Annotated in this window: 20 protein-coding genes and 1 tRNA gene; 14 read left to right on the top strand and 7 right to left on the bottom strand. The window is 71.3% G+C overall.

Annotated elements, in window-relative coordinates; translation table 11 throughout:
- Positions 1–165: 165 nt before the first annotated feature.
- Together OHA19_RS18385 and OHA19_RS18380 are read left to right on the top strand one after the other, a co-directional pair.
- Positions 166–1443 (top strand): sensor histidine kinase, encoded by a 1278-nt coding sequence (locus OHA19_RS18385; RefSeq protein ID WP_405715235.1) that lies wholly within the window; start codon positions 166–168, stop codon positions 1441–1443.
- On the top strand, positions 1440–2120 hold the full coding sequence (locus tag OHA19_RS18380) for a response regulator transcription factor (RefSeq protein ID WP_072487966.1): 681 nt from the start codon (positions 1440–1442) through the stop codon (positions 2118–2120). Before OHA19_RS18385 ends, OHA19_RS18380 begins: the two co-directional genes overlap by 4 nt.
- Positions 2121–2198: 78 nt before the next feature.
- Here the strand turns inward: OHA19_RS18380 and OHA19_RS18375 are convergent, their stop codons facing one another.
- Positions 2199–2861 carry a DUF461 domain-containing protein gene (locus tag OHA19_RS18375; protein WP_405715237.1) on the bottom strand — a complete coding sequence of 221 codons (663 nt, stop codon included), beginning with the start codon at positions 2859–2861 and terminating at the stop codon, positions 2199–2201.
- A gap of 639 nt (positions 2862–3500) precedes the next feature.
- Here OHA19_RS18375 and OHA19_RS18370 point away from each other — a divergent pair.
- The 8 genes from OHA19_RS18370 to OHA19_RS18335 all read left to right on the top strand — a co-directional run bounded on the left by OHA19_RS18370 (position 3501) and on the right by OHA19_RS18335 (position 11627).
- On the top strand, positions 3501–3983 hold the full coding sequence (locus OHA19_RS18370; protein WP_006380568.1) for a CarD family transcriptional regulator: 483 nt from the start codon (positions 3501–3503) through the stop codon (positions 3981–3983).
- 377 nt (positions 3984–4360) lie between these two features.
- Positions 4361–5107 carry a 2-C-methyl-D-erythritol 4-phosphate cytidylyltransferase gene (gene ispD, locus OHA19_RS18365; RefSeq protein ID WP_405715239.1) on the top strand — a complete coding sequence of 249 codons (747 nt, stop codon included), beginning with the start codon at positions 4361–4363 and terminating at the stop codon, positions 5105–5107.
- Positions 5097–5600 carry a 2-C-methyl-D-erythritol 2,4-cyclodiphosphate synthase gene (gene ispF, locus OHA19_RS18360; protein WP_405715241.1) on the top strand — a complete coding sequence of 168 codons (504 nt, stop codon included), beginning with the start codon at positions 5097–5099 and terminating at the stop codon, positions 5598–5600. The genes ispD and ispF overlap by 11 nt, the downstream gene beginning before the upstream one ends.
- A gap of 114 nt (positions 5601–5714) precedes the next feature.
- Positions 5715–6437, top strand: coding sequence for a GNAT family N-acetyltransferase (locus OHA19_RS18355; protein ID WP_405715243.1), 723 nt, complete (start codon positions 5715–5717; stop codon positions 6435–6437).
- A 487-nt stretch (positions 6438–6924) separates the two neighbouring features.
- Positions 6925–7329 (top strand): PPOX class F420-dependent oxidoreductase, encoded by a 405-nt coding sequence (locus OHA19_RS18350; protein WP_405715245.1) that lies wholly within the window; start codon positions 6925–6927, stop codon positions 7327–7329.
- Positions 7330–7412: 83 nt separating this feature from the next.
- A complete protein-coding gene (gene cysS, locus OHA19_RS18345) occupies positions 7413–8816 on the top strand; it encodes a cysteine--tRNA ligase (protein WP_405715247.1) in 1404 nt (467 codons plus the stop codon).
- Between the two features lie 85 nt (positions 8817–8901).
- Positions 8902–9858: a 23S rRNA (guanosine(2251)-2'-O)-methyltransferase RlmB gene (gene rlmB, locus OHA19_RS18340; RefSeq protein ID WP_405715249.1), complete on the top strand. Its 957-nt coding sequence runs from the start codon at positions 8902–8904 to the stop codon at positions 9856–9858.
- Between the two features lie 140 nt (positions 9859–9998).
- Entirely contained in the window at positions 9999–11627 is a 1629-nt protein-coding gene (locus OHA19_RS18335; RefSeq protein WP_405715250.1) for a DoxX family membrane protein, read from the top strand.
- Positions 11628–11710: 83 nt separating this feature from the next.
- Here OHA19_RS18335 and OHA19_RS18330 read toward each other — a convergent pair whose 3' ends face one another.
- From OHA19_RS18330 to OHA19_RS18320, 3 genes are all read right to left on the bottom strand, one after another.
- Complete coding sequence (locus OHA19_RS18330; RefSeq protein WP_405715252.1) at positions 11711–12421, bottom strand: NDP-sugar synthase; 711 nt, start codon at positions 12419–12421, stop codon at positions 11711–11713.
- A 34-nt stretch (positions 12422–12455) separates the two neighbouring features.
- A complete protein-coding gene (locus OHA19_RS18325) occupies positions 12456–12869 on the bottom strand; it encodes a hypothetical protein (protein ID WP_405715254.1) in 414 nt (137 codons plus the stop codon).
- A 224-nt stretch (positions 12870–13093) separates the two neighbouring features.
- Positions 13094–14230 carry a sn-glycerol-3-phosphate ABC transporter ATP-binding protein UgpC gene (locus tag OHA19_RS18320; RefSeq protein WP_358952922.1) on the bottom strand — a complete coding sequence of 379 codons (1137 nt, stop codon included), beginning with the start codon at positions 14228–14230 and terminating at the stop codon, positions 13094–13096.
- Between the two features lie 179 nt (positions 14231–14409).
- Between OHA19_RS18320 and OHA19_RS18315 the strand changes: the two genes are divergently transcribed.
- A tRNA-Thr gene (locus tag OHA19_RS18315) sits at positions 14410–14483 on the top strand.
- A 304-nt stretch (positions 14484–14787) separates the two neighbouring features.
- On the top strand, positions 14788–16593 hold the full coding sequence (locus OHA19_RS18310; RefSeq protein WP_405750783.1) for a CocE/NonD family hydrolase: 1806 nt from the start codon (positions 14788–14790) through the stop codon (positions 16591–16593).
- Between the two features lie 158 nt (positions 16594–16751).
- On the opposite strand, the gene OHA19_RS18305 is transcribed toward OHA19_RS18310, so the two are convergent.
- The 3 genes from OHA19_RS18305 to OHA19_RS18295 all read right to left on the bottom strand — a co-directional run bounded on the left by OHA19_RS18305 (position 16752) and on the right by OHA19_RS18295 (position 20410).
- A complete protein-coding gene (locus OHA19_RS18305) occupies positions 16752–17951 on the bottom strand; it encodes a Glu/Leu/Phe/Val dehydrogenase dimerization domain-containing protein (RefSeq protein WP_405750781.1) in 1200 nt (399 codons plus the stop codon).
- The gene (locus OHA19_RS18300) at positions 17948–19582 is read right to left on the bottom strand and encodes a thiamine pyrophosphate-binding protein (RefSeq protein ID WP_405750778.1); all 1635 of its coding nucleotides are present in this window, start codon (positions 19580–19582) and stop codon (positions 17948–17950) included. The genes OHA19_RS18305 and OHA19_RS18300 overlap by 4 nt, the downstream gene beginning before the upstream one ends.
- A 126-nt stretch (positions 19583–19708) precedes the next feature.
- Complete coding sequence (locus OHA19_RS18295; RefSeq protein WP_405750775.1) at positions 19709–20410, bottom strand: TetR/AcrR family transcriptional regulator; 702 nt, start codon at positions 20408–20410, stop codon at positions 19709–19711.
- Between the two features lie 29 nt (positions 20411–20439).
- Here OHA19_RS18295 and OHA19_RS18290 point away from each other — a divergent pair, with 29 nt between their 5' ends.
- Positions 20440–20829, top strand: coding sequence for a hypothetical protein (locus OHA19_RS18290; RefSeq protein ID WP_405750773.1), 390 nt, complete (start codon positions 20440–20442; stop codon positions 20827–20829).
- Entirely contained in the window at positions 20783–21088 is a 306-nt protein-coding gene (locus tag OHA19_RS18285) for a hypothetical protein (RefSeq protein WP_405750771.1), read from the top strand. Before OHA19_RS18290 ends, OHA19_RS18285 begins: the two co-directional genes overlap by 47 nt.
- Positions 21089–21134 lie beyond the last annotated feature (46 nt).

The following is a 21134-nucleotide window of genomic DNA, read 5'->3' as shown; positions in this document are numbered from 1 at the left end:
GGGCCAGGTTCGAACCCCACGCTGCCACCCTGAGTGGCGTACGCGTCGGAATCCGGCCGCCCAAGTGAACCAACCCTTGCTCCTCGGTGAACTCTGGGCGACGAGTGTTCGGATACGCACTCGGATGGCTGGGAGAGTCCTCCGGCACCCGCATAACCTTGACGTATGGACGTGAACGCGGCAGTCGCCGCAGCTGCGGCGATCGGCGGTGCGTGTACCGGCGTGATCGCCATGCTGGCGTTCCGTTGGAGCGAGCGCGACCAGAAGAAGCCGACGCGGACCTCCATGCGGCCCGACAGCAACGCACCCCTGCCGCCCGGGGTGGACACGGTCCTGTCCGTGCTCAGCTCCTCGGCGGTCGTGCTCGACGAGAGCGACAGCGTGGTCAAGGCCAGCTCCGCCGCCTACGCGCTGGGACTGGTCAGGGGCGGGCGGCTCGCCGTCGACGCGATGCTGAACATGGCCAGGGACACCCGCCGTGACGGTGAGATACGACAGGTGGAGCTGGACCTTCCGCGGCGCGGTACGGGCCGCGGCGAGGCCCTCGCGGTCTCCGCCCGGGTCGCCCCGCTCGGCTCCCGGCTGGTGCTCCTGCTGGTCGAGGACCTCACCGAGGCCCGCCGGATAGAAGCGGTACGGCGCGACTTCGTCGCCAATGTCAGCCATGAGCTCAAGACCCCGGTCGGCGCGCTCTCGCTGCTCTCGGAGGCCGTGATGGACGCCTCCGACGACCCGGAGGCGGTGGAACGCTTCGCGGGCCGGATGCAGATCGAGGCGACCCGGCTGACCAACCTCGTACAGGAGATCATCGACCTCTCGCGGGTACAGAACGACGACCCGCTGGAGGACGCCGAACCGGTCCGGGTGGACGAGCTGGTGGCCGAGGCCATCGACCGCTGCCGCCAGCAGGCCGGCTCGAAGCAGATCACCATGGCCTCGGGCGGTACCGCGGAGCTCCGTATCTGGGGCAACCGCGGCCAGCTCGCCGCGGCGCTCGGCAACCTCGTCGAGAACGCCGTCAACTACAGTCCCGCCCGCACCCGAGTGGGCATCGCCGCCAGGCGCGTGTCCGTGCCGGGCGGGGACCAGATCGAGATAGCCGTGACCGACCAGGGCATCGGCATCTCGGAGAAGGACCGCGAGCGGGTCTTCGAACGCTTCTACCGCGTCGACCCGGCCCGCTCACGGGCCACCGGTGGCACCGGCCTCGGCCTCGCCATCGTCAAGCACGTGGCCGCCTCGCACGGCGGGGAGGTCACGGTCTGGAGCTCGGAGGGCCAGGGCTCCACCTTCACCCTGCGGCTGCCCGAAGCGGGCTCCGTACGGGAACGGGACCGCAGCTCGGGCGGAACGCCCGTCGTCAACGGCGACGAGGGCGGCCTCCACGGACCCGCTCACCCCGACACCCTTGAACCATTCCCTGCCCCGGAGGTCCTTCCGTGACCCGAGTGCTCGTCGTCGAGGATGAGGAATCCTTCAGCGACGCCCTGTCCTACATGCTCCGCAAGGAAGGCTTCGAGGTCGCCATCGCGGCCACGGGCCCGGACGGGCTTGACGAGTTCGAGCGCAACGGCGCCGACCTCGTACTGCTCGACCTGATGCTGCCGGGCCTGCCCGGCACGGAGGTCTGCCGTCAGCTGCGCAGCAGGTCCAATGTCCCCGTGATCATGGTCACGGCGAAGGACAGCGAGATCGACAAGGTCGTCGGCCTGGAAATAGGAGCCGACGACTACGTGACCAAGCCGTTCTCCTCGCGGGAGCTGGTCGCCCGCATCCGCGCGGTGCTGCGCCGCCGCGGCGAGCCGGAGGAGGTCACCCCGGCCGCCCTGGAGGCGGGCCCGGTGCGGATGGACGTGGACCGTCACGTCGTCACCGTCGCCGGCGGCAAGGTCGACCTCCCGCTCAAGGAGTTCGACCTGCTGGAGATGCTGCTGCGCAACGCGGGCCGGGTCCTGACCCGGATGCAGCTGATCGACCGGGTGTGGGGCGCGGACTACGTGGGTGACACCAAGACCCTCGACGTCCACGTCAAGCGCCTGCGCGCCAAGATCGAGCCCGACCCGGGTGCGCCGCGCTTCCTGGTGACGGTGCGGGGCCTGGGGTACAAGTTCGAGCCGTAAACCCGAAGGTGCGGAGACGGCGGAGGGCGCCCCCCGAGAGGGAGGCGCCCTCCGCCGTCGGCGGTTGTCCGCGTGAGGTCAGTCGGTCTGCGCCGAGGCGGACGCGGAGTCCGTCGGGGTGCCCGAGTCGCTCTCCGAATCCGACGAGCTGTCGCCCTCCGCCCCGGCGGCGGGGGCCGAGGAACCGGTCGGCGTCGCCTCCGACGACTTCTTCGGCGGCTCGGGCAGCGTGCTCGGGCCGAAGCCCGTGAAGTAGCTCTTCGCCGGCACGACGAACGCGCCGAGCGGGACCTCGCCGGCCGAGCTGAACTTGAAGACGACCCGCTGTACGTTGCCCGCCTGGGCGGCCTCGCTGCCGTTCTCGATCACGGCGGAGGCGTTGCCCGCGCCGCCCAGGACCACCGAGCCGCCGGCCGGGACGACGACCGGTCCGGCGCCCTTGGCGGCGTGCAGCTGGACCGAGGCGCTCGAACCGGGCAGCGTGACGGCTTCCAGGGTCTGCGGCTTCGTGCCGTTGTTGAACAGCGTCGCGGAGACGACGGCCGGACCGGTGTCGGTGCGCTCGGGCTGGGTGACGACGTTCGCGTTCTGGATGCTGATCTCACCGATGGTGGTGGCAGCACTGTCCGGCCTGACCTTGAGCGTCGCGGCGTCATTGCCCGCGCCGCACGCGGCGAGCGAGGCGATCGAGAACACGATGGCTGTGGCGGCGAGAGCGCCGTGTCGAAGGCTGCGGCTCACGGCGGCGGCAACTCCTTGAACGTTCGGACTGCGGACGGGTGGGGAGCGACGTAAAGCCGCCCTAAGGGTGTGTCAGCGGCTTCAGGCTACCGAGCCGCCCGCCCGGCCCCGCACCCGACCCGCCCCTGAGGACGATCTCAGTCGTCCCGGCGCTCGTGGGCACTGCCCGCGGTTCTGCCCGTCGGGCGGTCCGCGTCGGCAAAGGTTTGCGGCCCGGCGGCCGCCGAAACGGCCCGACACATGCCGTTCACATATCGCCGGTGATCAATTCATGGAGCGTGGCGCATTCCGTGCGCATAAGCGATCACGCCGGGCCGTTGATCAATTCCATTGATCCGCGACACTTACCTCCGTACGGGTGATCGATCTCCGAACGGAGTACGGAAAGTCCACCATCCGGAACCCGACAAAACGGGACGTTCGGCCCCTTCGGGGGGCGGTTCGGATGCCTGTGACGTGTGCGTTTCGCCCTGCCCGCACAACGGCTCCGACCTGCGAATTCCGCCTCCGGTGAACCTTCCGCAGCACGTGCGTGTTGCTGTTGTCAAGCCCCGAGATATGCCCTGACCTGCGAAAACGCCATTCAGGAGAAGCGGTTCTCGTGTTACTCTTGATAGCCACGGAAGGGGTACCTGTCACATGACGTTCAAGGTTGGCGACACCGTGGTCTATCCCCATCACGGGGCCGCGCTGATCGAGGCTATCGAAACTCGCCAGATCAAAGGCGTGGACAAGACCTACTTGGTGCTCAAGGTCGCCCAGGGCGACTTGACGGTTCGTGTGCCGGCGGACAATGCGGAGTTCGTGGGTGTGCGCGACGTGGTCGGGCAGGAGGGGCTGGACCGGGTCTTCGAGGTGCTTCGTGCGCCGTATGCCGAAGAGCCGACGAACTGGTCCCGGCGCTACAAGGCAAATCTCGAGAAGCTCGCCTCCGGCGATGTCATCAAGGTCGCCGAAGTGGTTCGCGACCTGTGGCGTCGTGAGCGCGAGCGTGGACTCTCCGCAGGTGAGAAGCGCATGCTCGCCAAGGCTCGCCAGATCCTGGTGAGCGAGCTCGCTCTCGCGGAGAACACGAACGAAGACAAGGCCGAGGCTCTGCTCGACGAGGTTCTCGCGTCCTGAACCGGCTCGCGCCGGTCGTAAATCAATGTGCCGCGGTGCCCGCTGACAACCGTATTTCCGGTATGTCGTCGGGCGCTGCGGCATGTTCGGATCCAGCCACGGCATGTCTGAAACCCAGCCATGGAGTGGCTGGATTTCTGGCGCAGCCTGTCCGGATTACGTCCCGACGCACCGATGCGTTGGCTTCATCGGTGAAACCCCCGATACGTTGCTCGCGATCTTGCGCAGCCGATCCCGAGCACCGGTGCGGCTTGTCCGACTTCGACGGGGTGTCACGGAAAGGGCCCCGTCGAGTCAGGGCACGGCGCCCGGCTCGCTTGTGGCCATACCCACGTCGGCTGTGGAAACAAACATGCCGAAGCTCCGGAGTGCAATCGATGTCTGATCAATCGCGTCCGCACCGCACGGCCGCCGTCATTCCCGCAGCCGGCCGCGGCGTACGGCTCGGGCCGGGTGCCCCCAAGGCGCTCCGCGCGCTGGGCGGTACGCCCATGCTCATCCACGCGGTACGGGCCATGGCGGAGTCCCGTGCCGTCTCCCTGGTCGTGGTCGTCGCGCCGCCGGACGGCGCCGGCGAGGTCAAGAACCTGCTCGACGAGCACGCCCTGCCCGAGCGCACCGACTACCTCGTCGTGCCCGGCGGCGACACCCGCCAGGAGTCCGTGCGGCTCGGCGTCGACGCGCTGCCCGAGGACGTCTCCGTCGTCCTGGTCCACGACGCGGCGCGCCCGCTGGTGCCCGTCGACACGGTGGACGCGGTGATCGAGGCGGTACGGGACGGGGCGCCCGCCGTCGTCCCCGCGCTGCCGCTGGCCGACACCGTCAAGGAGGTCGAGCCCGGTGCGCCGGGGGAGCCGGAGCCGGTGCTCGGCACGCCCGTACGGGCCAGGCTGCGTGCCGTGCAGACCCCGCAGGGCTTCGACCGCGACACGCTCGTACGGGCGCACGGGACCGTCGCCGTCAGCGGCGAGGGTGCGACGGACGACGCGGGCATGGTGGAGCAGCTCGGGGCGCCCGTGGTGGTCGTCCCCGGGCACGAAGAGGCGTTCAAGGTGACCCGGCCGCTGGATCTGGTGCTGGCCGAAGCGGTACTCGCGCGCAGGAGGGCGAACGATGGCTTCTGAGGAACGGAACGCTCCCGTGATCCCGCAGGTCGGGATCGGTACCGACATCCACGCCTTCGAGGAGGGCCGAGATCTGTGGTGCGCGGGGCTGCTCTGGGAGGGCGAGGGGCCGGGGCTCGCCGGGCACTCGGACGCCGATGTCGTCGCGCACGCCGCGTGCAACGCGCTCTTCTCGGCCGCCGGGCTCGGCGACCTCGGGCAGCACTTCGGTACCGGGCGGCCCGAGTGGTCCGGCGCCGCCGGGGTGACCCTGCTGACCGAGGCGGCCCGGATCGTGCGGGCCGGGGGCTTCGAGATCGGCAATGTCGCCGTCCAGGTCGTCGGCGTACGGCCGAAGATCGGCAAGCGGCGCGACGAGGCGCAGAAGGTGCTGTCGGCCGCCGTGGGGGCGCCCGTCTCGCTCTCCGCGGCCACCTCCGACGGGCTCGGCTTCACCGGCCGGGGTGAGGGCATCGCCGGGATCGCGACCGCGCTGGTCTACCGCACCAGCTGACCCCTGCACGGCCCTGACCTGCTGTGACCCCCAGGGGCACGGCCTTGTTGCACATCGCTTGCACGTACGCCGGTTCGGCGAGCGATGTGTCGTACGAGGACGGTGGGCTCGCGGATGAGCACGACGACGGTGGCGCCGGTACGGGCCGGGACCGACGGGTACGTACCGCGCACCGCCACCGCCGCCGACCTCGGCGGTGCGCGGGCCGTGATGCTCGACACCGTCTACCGCGACCTGAGGTCCGGTTACGTACCGCGCTGGCACGCCGACATCATCGATCCCGACGGCGCCTACCTGCGCCCGGAGCGCTGCACCCTGCTGGTCGTCGAGTGCGACGGCGAGATCGTCGCCACCGGTGCGGTGCGCGACCGGGGGCCCCAGGCGCCGCCCAATCCGCAGTGGGTCGCGGACCGCTTTCCGTCCGGTACCACCGCCCAGCTCTGCCGGATCTATGTCGCGCCCGGTCGCCGCAGGAACGGACTGGCCCGGCGGCTGGTGCGCGAGCTGTGCGACTTCGTCGCGGCGACCGGCGGAGCCCGCTCCACGGGCGCCGGGCGGTGGCATCTGGCCCGATGCCACCTGCTGCCCGCCGTCGTGCCCCCGGTCCTGCGCCACGCGGTCCTGCGCGTCCCGGCCATCGCGCTGGCCCTCGCCTCCTTCGGCTTCCTCGGCCTGGGCACGCAGGCACCGGCGCCGGAGTGGGGCCGGATGCTGTCGGAGAACATGCCGTACGTGGAACGGGCCCCCGCCGCCGCGCTCGCCGCCCTGGGCGCGCTGGCCGTCCTCACGGCGGCAGCGGTCCGGGGCCGTGTCCGTACCAGGGCAGGCACGGCGTGAACGCCCCGGAGAGACCCAGCCCCCCGGAACCGACGCGGCACCCGGCTGCGTACGGCGCCCCGGTGGCACCGCCTGCCCGCCCACCCGCCCGCACACGCACGACGGCCCGGTCCGGGGCCGTGCAGGGGAGTCCCCGCAGGACGACGAACGGATACCCGGGTTCCCCGCGTACCCGCGGAACGTTCGTCGTCCGAGGAGACGCCCCGGAGGGGCCCCGGACCACCCCGCCGAAACCTTCGGCGGGATGACCCCATGACCGCAGGACCCACCGTCGAGGCGGTCACAAGCACCACCCTCGGCGGAGCGACCCCATGACCACCGAACCCACCACCGGCCCCACCGCCGAACCCACAACCGAACCCACCACCGGCCCCACCGCCGGCCCCACCCTGACCCTTCCGGTGGGCAGGACCGGGAAGCGGGAGGATCGAGACGGGGTTGGGGTACGGGTAGAAACACCACCGATCCCACTGGGAGGACGTACGCCATGACCGCCGCACTCTCCGAAGACCTCAAGGCGCTTCTCGACACCCCCGTCTTCGTCACCGTCGCCACCATCCAGCCCGACGGCAGCCCCCAGCTCTCCCCGGTCTGGGTCAAGCGCGACGGCGACGACGTACTCATCTCGACGACGGTCGGCCGCCGCAAGGAGAAGAACCTGCGCCGCGACCCGCGGGTCGCCGTCGTCGTGCAGCCCTTCGCCTCCCCGTACACGTACGCCGAGATCCGCGGCACCGCCGAGCTGACCAGCGAGGGCGGCGAGGAGCTCATCGAGGAGCTGTCCGCGAAGTACACCGGCAAGAAGTACGCGGAGTTCAACCCCGCCTCCGTCGACGACGCCCAGCGGGTCGTCGTCCGGATCACCCCGCGCAAGGTCGTCGGGAGCATCTGAGACACCCCCGCCGCGACGAACGTGTCCCCGCGATCCCCCCAAGGGGTCGCGGGGCACTGGTGCGCGCCCACTACCCTTGAGGCGTGACTATTCGCCTGTACGACACCAGCGCCCGGCAGATCCGTGACTTCGTACCGCTCACAGCGGGCTGTGTCTCGATCTACCTCTGTGGCGCGACCGTCCAGGCCGCCCCGCACATCGGGCACATCCGGTCCGGGCTGAACTTCGACATCATGCGCCGCTGGTTCCAGTACCGCGGCTACGACGTCACCTTCGTCCGGAACGTCACCGACATCGACGACAAGATCATCGCGAAGTCGGCGGAACAGGGCCGCCCCTGGTGGGCCATCGGCTACGAGAACGAGCGGGCGTTCAACGCCGGCTACGACGCGCTCGGCTGCCTCCCGGTCACCTACGAGCCCCGTGCCACCGGCCACGTCCCCGAGATGATCGAGATGATGCGGGGCCTGATCGAACGCGGTCACGCCTACGCGGCCGACGGCAACGTCTACTTCGACGTGCGCTCGTTCCCCGGCTACCTGGAGCTCTCCAACCAGGACCTGGACGACCTGCGCCAGCCGTCCGGCGACGGCGAGACCGGCAAGCGCGACCAGCGCGACTTCGCCATGTGGAAGGCCACCAAGCCGGGCGAGCCCAGCTGGGAGACCCCGTGGGGCCGCGGCCGCCCCGGCTGGCACCTGGAGTGCTCCGCCATGGCGCACAAGTACCTCGGCACCGCCTTCGACATCCACGGCGGCGGTATCGACCTGATCTTCCCGCACCACGAGAACGAGATCGCCCAGGCCAAGGCGTACGGCGACGAGTTCGCGAAGTACTGGGTGCACAACGGCTGGGTCACCATGTCCGGCGAGAAGATGTCGAAGTCGCTGGGCAACTCCGTGCTGGTCAGCGAGATGGTCAAGGCCTGGCGCCCGATCGTGCTGCGCTACTACCTCGGCACCCCGCACTACCGGTCGATGATCGAGTACAGCGAGGAGGCCCTGCGCGAGGCCGAGTCCGCGTTCGCACGGATCGAGGGCTTCGTCCAGCGCGTCACCGAGAAGGCGGGCGAGACGGTCGAGCCCGCCGCCGAGGTGCCGCCGGCCTTCGCCGAGGCGATGGACGACGACCTGGGCGTCCCGCAGGCGCTCGCGATCGTCCACACCACCGTCCGCCAGGGCAACTCCGCACTGGCCGCCGACGACAAGGAAGCCGCCGTCGCCCGGCTCGCGGAGGTCCGCGCGATGCTCGGCGTCCTCGGCCTCGACCCGCTCGACGAGCACTGGGCGGGCGAGAGCGACCGCGGCGACGATCTGCACGGCGTCGTCGACACGCTCGTACGCCTCGTCCTCGACCAGCGCCAGTCGGCCCGCGAGCGCAAGGACTGGCCCGCCGCCGACGCCATTCGCGACCAGCTCAACCAGTCCGGACTCGTCATCGAGGACAGTCCCACCGGACCGCGGTGGACACTCGGCCCGCGCCAGTAGTCCCCACCGTGTGCCGCCCGGCGTTCCGGGCGGCACACTTCACTTATACGTACGCATGTCTGAGAAGCAACGAAACAGGTAGGTCATGGCCGGGAACAGCCAGCGCAGGAACCGCCGCACGTCCAACAAGAAGGGCATGCAGGTCGGCAGCGGCGGGCAGCGACGCCGTGGCCTCGAAGGCAAGGGCCCGACGCCGCCCGCCGAGGCCCGCAAGAAGCACAAGAAGAACCGCATCGCGACCGCCAAGGCCAAGCAGGCCGCCAACCGCCGCCCCGCGCCCCGGCGAGGCGGCGCCAAGGGCACGTCCGAGATGGTCGTCGGCCGCAACCCGGTCTACGAGGCCCTGCGCGACGGCGTCCCGGCGACGACCCTGTACGTCCAGCAGTACATCGACAACGACGAGCGGGTCCGCGAGGCGCTCCAGCTCGCCGGCGCGCGCGGCAACATCAACCTGATGGAGGCCCCGCGCCCCGAGCTGGACCGGATGACGAACGGCCTGAACCACCAGGGCCTCGTCCTCCAGGTCCCGCCGTACGAGTACGCCCACCCGGAGGACCTCACCGCCGCCGCGTACGACAACGGCGAGGACCCGCTGATCGTCGCCCTCGACGGCGTCACCGACCCGCGCAACCTGGGCGCCATCGTCCGCTCCGTCTCCGCGTTCGGCGGGCACGGCGTGGTCGTGCCCGAGCGGCGCGCGGCCGGGATGACGGCGGGCGCCTGGAAGTCCTCGGCCGGCACGGCGGCCCGTACGCCGGTCTCCCGGGTGACCAACCTGACCCGCGCCCTGGAGGGCTACCAGAAGGCCGGCCTCACGGTCGTCGGCCTGGCCGCAGACGGCGAGCACACCGTCGAGGACCTGGAAGAGCTCGCCGGTCCCGTCGTCATCGTCATCGGCAGCGAGGGCAAGGGCCTCGGCCGCCTCGTCGGCGAGACCTGCGACTACCGGGTCCGCATCTCGATGCCGGGCGGCGCGGAGTCGCTGAACGCGGGTGTCGCGGCCGGGATCGTGCTGTACGAGGTCGCGCGGCGCCGGGCCTGAAATTCCACCCAGCCGGGGGGCGGCCGCCCGGGGCCCTGTCCGGCGGACGGGCCTCTGTCGCCCCCGCCGGACCCCGTTGACGGGCCTCGGACACATCGGGCCCGTCAAGGCAGTGTCCTAAACACAGATCACTCGGTTAGATGAGTGTGGACACCAGAACGCCTCGGTTCGACGAACAACCCGCCCTGAGCATGACCAAGGTGGACTGCGACCCTGCGCAGGTCATCGTCAACCACGCCAGCTTCCGGGTGCAGCTCGCCCCCGGCCAGCGCCCGCGGCTGCGCGGTCCGGCCCCCGCCGGCGCTCTCAGGATCCCCGCCATGAGCGGTGCAGGAGCGGCCCGCGGCAGGCGCTCGCCCGTCGTGTGGAGCGGCAGGTCCGCCCCCGGAGACCCCGGCGCCACCGGCCTCCTCCAGGCCGTACGGAACTCCACCGCGGGCCGCCCGGCCCCGGCCACCGGGTACGACGCGTACGACCCCTACGCCGTCCCGGAGCGCGACGGCGGACCCGGCACGGCCGGCACCCAGCTCATCGACCTCCTCGAAGAGACCCAGCCCACCCCCGTCATCACCGCCCCCCACCAGCCGGGCGGCTACGGCAACGGACCGCTGCTGCCGCCCATGCGCCGGGCGGTCGGCGCCTACGACACCGACGACGGCGCGCCGTACGCACAGCAGGCGTACGACGACGCGGACGGGTTCGACGAGGAGGCCGACGACCGTAGCGGCCGCCAGAGCGGCGACTCGGTCCGGCACGCGTACTACCCCGGCCGCCGGATGAACCTCGGCGTCGTGCTGCTTCCGCTGCGGGTCTTCCTCGGCTTCATCTCCATCTACGCCGGCATGGGCAAGCTGTGCGACCCCGTCTACTTCGACGGCGGCGACCGCGGCTCCATGGTCAAGTGGCTGACCTCGCTGCACCCCTGGGCGCTGGCCGGACCGCTGCGCGACTTCGCGCTCTCCCACCCCGTCGGCGCCGGACTCACCGTCGCCTTCCTCCAGGTCGTCGTCGGCGTCCTCACCGTCCTCGGCCTCTGGCAGCGCGTCGCCGCCTCGTTCGGCGCGCTGCTCTCCGCCGCCCTGCTGGTCACCGTGAGCTGGCGCACCGTCGCCGCCTACGACGCGCCCGACATCATCTACCTCGCCGCCTGGAGCCCGCTGATCATCGCGGGCGCACCCGTCTACTCCGTCGACGGACGACTCGCCGGTGAGGCCTGGCGCAGGCTCGGCCCGCGCTCGGCGATCTGGGACCTGCGCCGCCGGGTGCTGCGCCGGGGCGCCGTCGTCGCCTCCGTGGTCGTCGGTCTCACCCTGCTGGTGGGCTCCGTGCTCGGCGGCGCGGTCCGCTCCACGGAGGTCGTCACCGTGCCCGGCCCGAACACCGACCCGACCAACCAGCTCCCCGGCTCCCCGCTCCCGCAGGAGTCCCGTGGCGGCCGGGCCTCGCACACCCCGGACGGCCGGCGCCCCGCCCCGTCCCGGAGCAGCGCCGCCACGACGCCGTCCACCGCGCCGTCCACGCCCGCCGCGGACACCGTCCGCGAGTCCGGCCAGGTGGCCGGTGCCGGCCGGCCCAGCCAGACGCAGGGCACCGGGCAGCAGACCCCGCAACAGACGGCCCCGCAGCCGCCTCCGTCCAGCAGCTCCGGCCCGTCGTCCTCCGGTTCCACCGGTACGGGTGGCGGCTCCACCGGCGGCTCGGACAGCGGCGGTTCCACCGGCGGTACGTCCGGCGCCGGGCAGAACCCCATCGGCGGCCTGCTCGGCTGAGCCGCAGCCCCGGCCCACGACGAGAGGGGCGGTCACCGGTACGGAACTGGTGACCGCCCCTCTCGCGTACCGAGCGGGTTTCGCTACTGCCCGTCGAGCTCCTTGGCGGCCTCGGTGAGGTCCTTCGCCGTGTCGATGGCCCGCCAGTAGGCGCCGTGCGGGAGCGGGTACCCGGCGAGCCTGCGCTCGCGGGCCAGCCGGGGGAACGTCGTGCGCTCGTGGTCGCCCCGGTCCGGCAGCAGCGTCGTGAACTCCGGGGAGAAGACGTACACACCGGCGTTGATCAGATACGGCGAGGGCGGCGACTCGATGAAGTCGGTGATGTGCCCGAACGCGTCCGTCTCCACGGCACCCCACGGGATCCGGGGGCGGGCCAGGGCCAGCGTGGCGGTCGCGTCGCGCTCGGTGTGGAACGCGGCCATCTCGCGCAGGGAGAAGCGCGTCCAGATGTCGCCGTTGGTTGCGTACCAGGGCTGCTCGGGTTCGGGCAGCCGGGCGGCGGCGTACTTCAGCCCGCCGCCGCGGCCCAGCGGCTCGGACTCCACGACGGTCGTCACGCGCAGCGGCAGCACCGCCGAGTCCAGCCACTCCTGCAGCACCTCGGCCAGATGACCGCACGACACCACGGCGTCGGTCACGCCTTCGGCGGCCAGCCAGGAAAGCTGATGGCCGATGATCGGAGTCCCGGTGCCCGGGATCTCGACCATCGGCTTGGGGCGGTCGTCGGTGTACGGGCGCAGCCGCGACCCCTGGCCACCTGCCAGGACCACGGCCTGCGTCGGATACGTATGCATGCCAGGCACGATATGCGGTGCCCGGAGCGGCCGGTCAGCTGAACCGGGCGACGCCCGAGGCGAAGGACGTGTCGCAGACGGGGCGCGAGAACCGGTGGGCGTGGGTGGGGCCGTACTTCTCGACGGCGGCGCGGCCCAGTGCCCTGGCGATCGACATGCAGTGCCGGGCGAGCGAGGGGCGGCCCTCGACGGAGCGCTGGAGGTCGGTGAGCGCGACCGCCGGGTCCTTCTCCCGGAGCTCCAGGAGCAGCCGGTCACGGAGGGCGTCCTGCGGGGTGCGTGTCTTGGCGGGCTTGGAGATGTCGTGGGCCGACGCGGTCAGCACCTGCGGCTCGGTGCCGTGCGCTGCCCACGGCACGCTGGTGACGGCGAGGGTCCCGGAGAGGACCATCACGACGGGCAGTACGAAGGCGAGGGATCGGCCGATGCGGCGCGCAGTGTGGGTCACGCAGCGAGCGTAGCGGGCAGTGATGATATGGCGACAATTCGTCACTCTTGAGGGGGATGGTTCGAGGATGCTTTTCGAATCCGGTGTTGACGAACGGAGCCGAAATGACCGGTGTGCCGGGGAATCCGGCGCCCTGCGGATCCAAACCCTCCGGCGCCCCACGGCGCGCGAACGGCCCCGCACGCAGAACGTGCGGGGCCGTTGTGTCGCGGGTGTGCGGGACGTCAGTCGGTGAGACGGGCACCCGTCGAGGTCGAGAAGACGTGCAGCTCGTCCGGGCGCGGCACGACGTGCAGCTTGGTGCCCTTCTCCGGAACGGCACGGCCGCCGACGCGGACGACCAGGTCCTTGTCCTGACCGCCGACCCGCGCGGAGCCGTAGACGAAGCCGTCGGCGCCGAGCTCCTCGACGACGTTGACCGAGACGGCCAGACCGGCCGGGGCGTCGGCGCTGTCCTTCGAGAGGGACTTCGCGGCCGCGCCACCGTGCTCGACGATGTCGAAGTGCTCCGGGCGGATGCCGACCGTGACGGTCGTGTCGCCCTTGTCCGCGGCGGCGGAGAGCGCCTCGCGGGAGACCGGGACGACGCTGTTGCCGAACTTCACACCACCGTCGGTGATCGGGACCTCGATCAGGTTCATGGCCGGGGAGCCGATGAAGCCGGCCACGAAGAGGTTCGCCGGCTTGTCGTACATGTTGCGCGGCGAGTCGACCTGCTGGAGCAGACCGTCCTTGAGGACCGCGACCCGGTCACCCATGGTCAGGGCCTCGACCTGGTCGTGGGTGACGTACACGGTCGTGATGCCCAGGCGGCGCTGGAGCGAGGCGATCTGCGTACGGGTGGACACACGGAGCTTGGCGTCGAGGTTCGACAGCGGCTCGTCCATGAGGAAGACCTGCGGCTCACGCACGATGGCCCGGCCCATCGCGACACGCTGCCGCTGACCACCGGAGAGCGCCTTCGGCTTGCGGTCCAGGTACTCGGTGAGGTCCAGCATCTTGGCGGCCTCTTCGACCTTCGCCCGGATTTCGGTCTTGTTGACACCGGCGATCTTGAGCGCGAAGCCCATGTTGTCCGCGACGGTCATGTGCGGGTACAGCGCGTAGTTCTGGAACACCATGGCGATGTCCCGGTCCTTCGGGGGCAGGTGCGTGACGTCGCGGTCACCGATGCGGATCGCGCCACCGTTGACGTCCTCAAGACCCGCGAGCATGCGCAGGGAGGTCGACTTGCCACAACCGGAAGGACCGACGAGGACGAGGAACTCACCGTCCGCGATGTCGATCTCGAGCTGGTCCACGGCCGGCTTGGTGGAGCCGGGGTAGACGCGGGACGCCTTGTCGAACGTGACACTGGCCATGCTGAATCTTCTCCTCCACCGGCAGGAACGTGCCGGACGATCCGAGTGCGGGAGTGGTCTGGTCCACTTGAGTGAACCTTCAGCGACGCTACCTGGCCATTTGGAATCTGTCAGTAGTTCGATGCCCGCGAAATTTTGGGACCGCGCGGGGTGCGACGTTGGTTACACTGCTCCGGCACGCCTCCTTAGCTCAGCTGGCCAGAGCAACGCACTTGTAATGCGTAGGTCGTCGGTTCGAATCCGACAGGGGGCTCTGCCGGAACCCCAGCCCAGAAGACCTCTGAGCTGGGGTTCTCTGCTTCAGCGGACGCGGCGTCGGTGGCGGGGCCTCCCGAAGAGGCCGGGGCCGTTTCCGGACCACGCACAAGCGGCTGTCGCGGTGGGCGGTCGACGTACGTGGCAGCGGATCCTCGCGGCTGTGTCAGCAGCCGCAGACGCCCTTTCGTCCGTTCGGGTCCAACTGGCTGCCCATCGGTTTCGGCCCCGTTGGCCCTGATCATGATCCGCCCGGTGGCGCCCCCTCCGGCGCTCTGACCTTCTAGAAAAGGGCGGTTCGTATGACCACAGCAGATGGAGAGCCGATCGCGTCGATCACTGACGCGACACTCGCCGACATCGCCGCCAACGGCATTTGGCGCAGCGGCGGCCTGGATATCAACCCGTCGGTTCTCGCCGTCTCCAAGGCCCTGCTCGCGGCGGTGCAGGGCACCGCGCCGGCCGGCACGCTCCCCGAGGAGCTGCAGGAGCTGGTGAACCGTGTCCTGCGGGAGGCCGGGATCACCTTCCCGCGCGTTTCCGTGACGGAGGAGATCGGCCTCTCCGCGTTCGCGATCAAGCAGAAGGCCTCGGAGCCGCGCCCGGTGGTGATCGTGCCCGCCGGGTGGAACCCGTACGGCTGGATGCCGTTCATGGCCGGCTACCTCGCGCTGGCGGCGCGCGGTTACCACGTGCTGGCCTACACGCCGCGGGGGATCGGCAAGCCGGACCTGCCGTACACCTCCGAGGGGCTCATCAACATCGCCGGGCCGGACGACTGGGCGGACGGCTCGCGCGTGATCGACCATGCGCAGGAGCTGTTCGAGCCGAGCAGGATCGGGTTCATGGGCCTGTCCTACGGTTCCGGGATCAGCCAGCTGGTCGCCGCGCACGACCAGGAGAACCGAGTCGCCGCCGTGGCCGCGCTCAGCACCTGGGGCAACCTGGCCACCAGCCTCTACGACAACGGCACCCGGCACCTGGAGGCCGTGCGGACACTGATCGACTTCACCGGCGACACGGAGGAGAAGAAGTTCGACGAGGAGACACGGCAGATCCTCCAGGACTTCCGGGACGGCCGGAACATGGAGGGTGTGGTGGCCTGGGGCACCGAACGCGCTCCGGAAACCTACGTGGACGTCACCAACGCGCGGGGCATCCCGACCTTCTACTCGAACACCTGGCACGAGAGCCTGTTCCCGGCCGGCGAGGCGATCGCCGCCTTCGAGAAGATCACCGCCCCCAAGCACCTGAACCTGTGGATCGGCGACCACGGCGCCCCGGAAGGCGCCGGCATCACCGGCCTGGCGACCGGCATGCCCTTCCCCGGCCTGCTGACCCCGATGCGGGAGGCCTACGCCTGGCTCGACCACCACCTGCTCGGGGAGGCCAACGAGGTGCCCGACTGGCCGGTGGTCAACAGCCAGGTGATGTTCACCTACGAGACCGCCCCGGTCATCGGCGGTGGCCGGCGGATCACCGTCCCGGCGCGGCGCGAACCGCTCCGCTCCTGGGCCGAGGCCACCACCGGCAGCGAGGCCTGGTACCTGAGCGGCAACGGCGACGACGGTGACGGCACCCTGTCCGACAAGCCGTCCACGGGCTGGAGCCGTGACTTCACGGCCGGACACGAGACCGCCGCCACCGCCATGGACGAGATCATGGAGACCGGCCAGAAGGAGTGGTTCGGCAACCCCAGGAGCTACAAGCCGGCCGACTTCGAGCGGAACCAGCTGCTGCTCTGGTCCACCGAGGCACTCACGGGCGGCCGCCGGATCCGCGGCGCCACCACCATCCGGCTCTCGATCCGGTCCGACGAGGCGGACGCCGCGACCCTCGTCGCCTACCTCTTCGACGTGGCCGCGGACGACAGCGCCCGGCTCATCACCCACGAGCCCTTCACCACCACGGACCTGCGCCCCGGCACGGACCGGACCGTCAGCTGGGCACTCCAGCCCGCCGCCTACGACCTGCCCGACGGTCACCGCCTCGCCCTGGTCGTCAACAGCCGCGACAAGCTGTACGCGTTCACCGGCAAGCAGGACAGCACCACCACCATCACCTCCCTGACCGGGGAGGAAGCCGTCCTGGAGCTCCCGCTCGGCTGAGCGAAGTCCCCTACGCGAAGGGGCGGATGCGGGCTGCGCAGGTCGCGGTTCGCATCCGTCAGCGGGCTCAGGGAAACCCCGGTTCGGACAGGCTCCGGGCCGGGGTTTCGTCGTTCGCGGTCCGGGGCCAGCCGGCGGTTTCGGGTGGATTCCGGCTGTCAGCGGAATGATCCGAACCGTTCCGCGACGACCGGCAGCCGGTCCGCGGCCAGGGCGTGGGCGGCGGCTCGGGGGGTGGTGCGCTCGGACTCGGCGCGGGCCAGGGTCCGGTCGACCAGGGTGCGCATCGAGCGGCGGGTGTGCGCGAACGCCTCGTCGGCGTCGGCGCCGATGTCGCCGAACAGGGTCCACCACCACCAGGCGTTCGTACCGGAGTTGACGACGACGTCCGGGAGTACGGTGATGCCGCGTGCGGCCAGCAGCGCCTCCGCCTCCGGCACCACCGGCATGTTGGCGGCCTCGACGATCCAGCGGGCGGTGATGCCCGCCTGGTTGGTGGTGTCGATGGCGTACGAGACGGCGGCCGGTACCAGTACCTCGGCGTCGGTGGTCAGCCAGGCGTCGGCCGGCAGTTCGCGGTCCTCGGCGCGGAGTGCGGCGCGGTCCACGGTGCCGTGGCTGTCACGGGCGGCGAGCAGTGCCTCGACGTCCAGGCCGGCGGGGTTGGCGATGGTGCCCTTGATGTCGGCGGCCGCGACGACGCGCAGCCCGGCGCGGGCCAGGAAGCGGGCGGTGGCGCCGCCCATGGTGCCGAGGCCCTGCACCGCGACGCGGGTCTCCCGGTGGGCGACGCCGGCCCGGTCCAGGGCCGTGAGCACCGATTCGGCGACGCCGCAGCCGCCCACCAGTTCGTCCAGGCCGATGCCGTCCACGTCGATGGCGAACGCGTCGGCGAGGCGCCGCCGGGCGGCTTCCTCGTCGTCCAGGAGCGGGTAGACCGCCTGGACGGAGGAGACCAGGCCCGCCTCGGCGGCGGCCCGGTCGACCAGGTCCTGGGTGAGGCCGAGGTCCTCGCCGGTGGTCCAGAAGTGCTCGATGTAGGGGCGTACGGCGCGCAGGTAGCGGACGAGGACGCCGTAGGCGGCGGGGTCGCGCGGGTCGCAGTCGATGCCGCCCTTGGCGCCGCCCAGCGGGATGTAGCGGGCCTGCGGGTCGTAGTGCAGCGCCTCCTTCATCGTCATGCCGCGGGCCAGGCCGGTGACCTCCTCCAGGGTGCAGCCGGAGCGCATCCGCAGGCCGCCGCTGGAGACACCGCGCACCAGGCGGTCGATGACCAGGTGCCCCTGGTGCCCGGTCTCCTGGTCGGTCCAGGTGAGGGAGATCAGGGGAGGGGTGGGGTCGGTGGTGGCGGTGGTCATCGGGGGAACTCCTCGGGGGCGGTGGCCAGGGGGACGGTGATGAGGGTGGGGCCGGGGGTGTTCAGGGCGTGGCGCAGTGCCTCGGCCAGCGCCTCGGGGGAGCCGGCCCGCACGCCGTGGCCGCCGTAGGCGCGGGCCAGGGCGGGCAGGTCGACCGGGGGCAGGTCGACCGCGGTGGGGCGGTTGCCGCGGGACACCATTTCGTCGCGGATCTCGCCGTAGCCGCCGTTGTCGAAGACCACGACCGGCAGGGGGAGTTGCAGCTGTACGGCGGTGGCCAGCTCCTGTACGGAGAACTGGAGGCCGCCGTCGCCGCTCAGGGCGACGACCGGCCGGGCGGGGTCCGCGGTCCTTGCGCCGATGGCGGCGGGCAGCGCGTAGCCGAGTGTGCCGAAGCCCGTCGGGTGCAGGTAGCGGCCCTCCGGGGCGACGGGCAGGTGCGGGATCGCGCCGTAGTAGCAGCACTGGGCGCTGTCGGAGGTGAGCACCGTGTCCGCCGGGAGCACTGACCTGATGGCCGCCAGGTAGGGCAGCAGGGGTGTGTCCTCGCTCCTGGTCTCGGCGTTCCGCTCCGCGCGCAGGGCGGCGACGGCCCGGTGGGTTCCGGGGTGCGCGCGGGCGGCTTCGGGGAGGGTGGCGAGGAGGGCGCGCAGGGTGTGGCGGGCGTCGCCGACCAGGGGGATGTCCGCGGGCAGCCCCGCGTACATCTGCGCCGGATCGATGTCGGCCCGGACGAGGGTGCCGCCGAGTGCGGGCAGGGGTGCCCACAGGTCGGACTCGGCGAGTTCCGTGCCGACGGCGAGCACCACGTCGCGCTCGGCCAGCCAGTGCCGGACGGCCCGGCTGTGCAGGGAGACGCCGAGCGACAGCGGGTGGGTCTCGGCGACGATCCCCTTGCCGTTGGCGGTGGTCACCACGGGGGCGCCCAGCCCTTCGGCCAGCCGCAGGCATTCGGCGGCGGCTCCGCGCGCTCCGCCACCGAGCACGAGCGCGGGCCGGGTGGCCGAGCCCAGTGCCTCGCCGGCCGCCGAGAGCGCGTCCGGGTCCGCCGTCGCGGGGGAGACCGGTGGGGCGGTCCGTACCGGCCCGGCCGGTTCCTCGGCGGTGAGCAGGTCCAGTGGCACCTCGATGTGCACGGGCCGGGGGCGCCGGGTGCGGAAGAGGGTGAAGGCGCGGGCGACCGCCACGCCGATCTCCTCGACCGAGGACACCCGGTGGCTGACGGCCGCGATGCCCCGCAGCGCCTCGGTCTGGCTGCGCATCTCGTGCAGCAGACCGGTCGGCTGGCGGGGGTGGCGCAGCGGCATGCCGGGTGAGACGACGAGCAGCGGGACGCTGTCGGAGTACGCCTGGCCGACGGCGGCCGCGATGTTCAGCAGGGCCGGTCCGGTGGTGGTGATCGCCACGCCGGGCTGCCCGCAGACCCGGGCGTAGGCGTCGGCGGCGTAGCCCGCGCCCTGCTCGTGGCGGGGGTTGAGATGGTCGATCCGGTAGGCGGCCAGGTGCCGGTAGATCTCCAGGCTGTGGGTGCCGGGGATACCGAAGGCCCTGGTCACGCCGTGTGCGGCCAGGGCCCGGACCAGGGCTTCCCCGCCGGTGATCGAGGTGGTGGCGGCGGGGGGATCCGACATGGTGTCTCCAGGCACTGCACAGGCTCCTTACTGAATGAGTGTTCAGTATTTGGAGTGTGGATCGCCCCTGTCAATGCGTGCGGATATTGAACCTTTGTTCAGTTGTCCGACCGTCCGGTGGTGCGGTCAGTGCGGCTGCCGGGGCGGGAGTCGCATCGCCAGTCCGTCCAGGACGACCTCCAGGCCGTACGTGAACTTGGAGTCGCGGATCTCCTCGGGTGCGGTTTCGGAGGGGGCGCCGAAGGAGTCGGCGAGGTGGGCGTGCTCGGCCGCGGCCTGCTGGGCGGCCGGCAGGAGGCGGGCGATGAAGTCGGTCTCGGTCTCGCCGGAGCGGGCGACGGTGGTGAGCCAGGCCGCCTCGGTGGTGCTGATGCCGATGACGTAGGACATCACGGTGTCGATCGCGCGGCTCGGCTCCGGGAAGCCGGCGGCGGCGAACAGGGCTGCCAGCCGTTCGGAGAACGACATCAGGTTGGGGCCCAGGTAGGCCAGGCCCGCCTGGCCCAGCATCGAGGCCAGCCAGGGGTGGCGCAGGGCCGTCGAGCGGAAGGAGCGGGCGGCCTCGGTGGCGGCGGCGCGCCAGTCGGGGCCGTCGGCGGCGGGGATCGCGATCTCGCCGAAGGCCTCGTCCACCGCCAGTTCCATCAGCTCGTCCTTGGTCGCGACGTGCCGGTAGAGCGAGGTCGCGCCGGCGTTCAGCCGGGCGCCGAGCTTGCGCATGCTGAGTGCCTCGATGCCGTCGGCGTCCAGCATCACGATCGCCTCGCGGACGATCGCGGCCCGGCTGAGCGCGGGCTGGTCGGGCCCGCTCTGCCGGCGGGTCCACACGGACGGGATCGGTCCCTACGTTGCCCGGCATGAGGCTGAGACTCACCAACACCGGCAACTACACCGTCACCGAGGCGGATGCCGCACGCGGGACGGTCGTCAACGTGGCCGTCGCGCACGGGCAGTTCGGCCGCACGGATGTGCAGTCGGAGCCCGACGCCGTCACCCTGCGGACCGAACCCGAGACCGAGCCCGGGTTGCGGCTCACCAAGACGGTGGACGACTCGCGCACGTACAAGGTGGGCGACAAGGTGACGTACACGTACACCGTCACCAACACCGGCTCCCGGTCACCAACACCGGCTCCCGGTCACCAACACCGGCTCCCGGGAGCTGACGGGGATCTCGATCACCGACGACCGGGTGACGGGCGTGACCTGCGAGGCGACCACGCTCGCCCCGGCCGGTCAGTCCGGTGACAGCACCACCTGCACCGGCACCTACCGGGTCACGGCGGCCGACGCCGCGCGCGGCGAGGTCGTCAACCGGGCGGAGGCCACGGCCGAGAACGGCACCGTCCGGTCGAACCAGGACCAGGCCCGTATCTCCGTCGAGAAGAAGTCGTGCGAGGGCAAGCATTGCAAGCCCAAGCCGAAGCCATGCCACGACAAGCACGACAAGAAGTGCAAGCCGAAGCCCAAGCCGTGCCACGGCAAGAGCCTCTGCCGCTCGGTGTGACACGCGCGACGCGCCACTGACCGAAGCACTCACGGGCACCCGCCAC

This window comes from Streptomyces sp. NBC_00012 (assembly GCF_045040875.1).
Lineage (GTDB): Bacteria > Actinomycetota > Actinomycetes > Streptomycetales > Streptomycetaceae > Streptomyces.
Note: the sequence above shows the minus strand (reverse complement) of the source record. Positions and strands in the feature narration are given on the sequence as shown.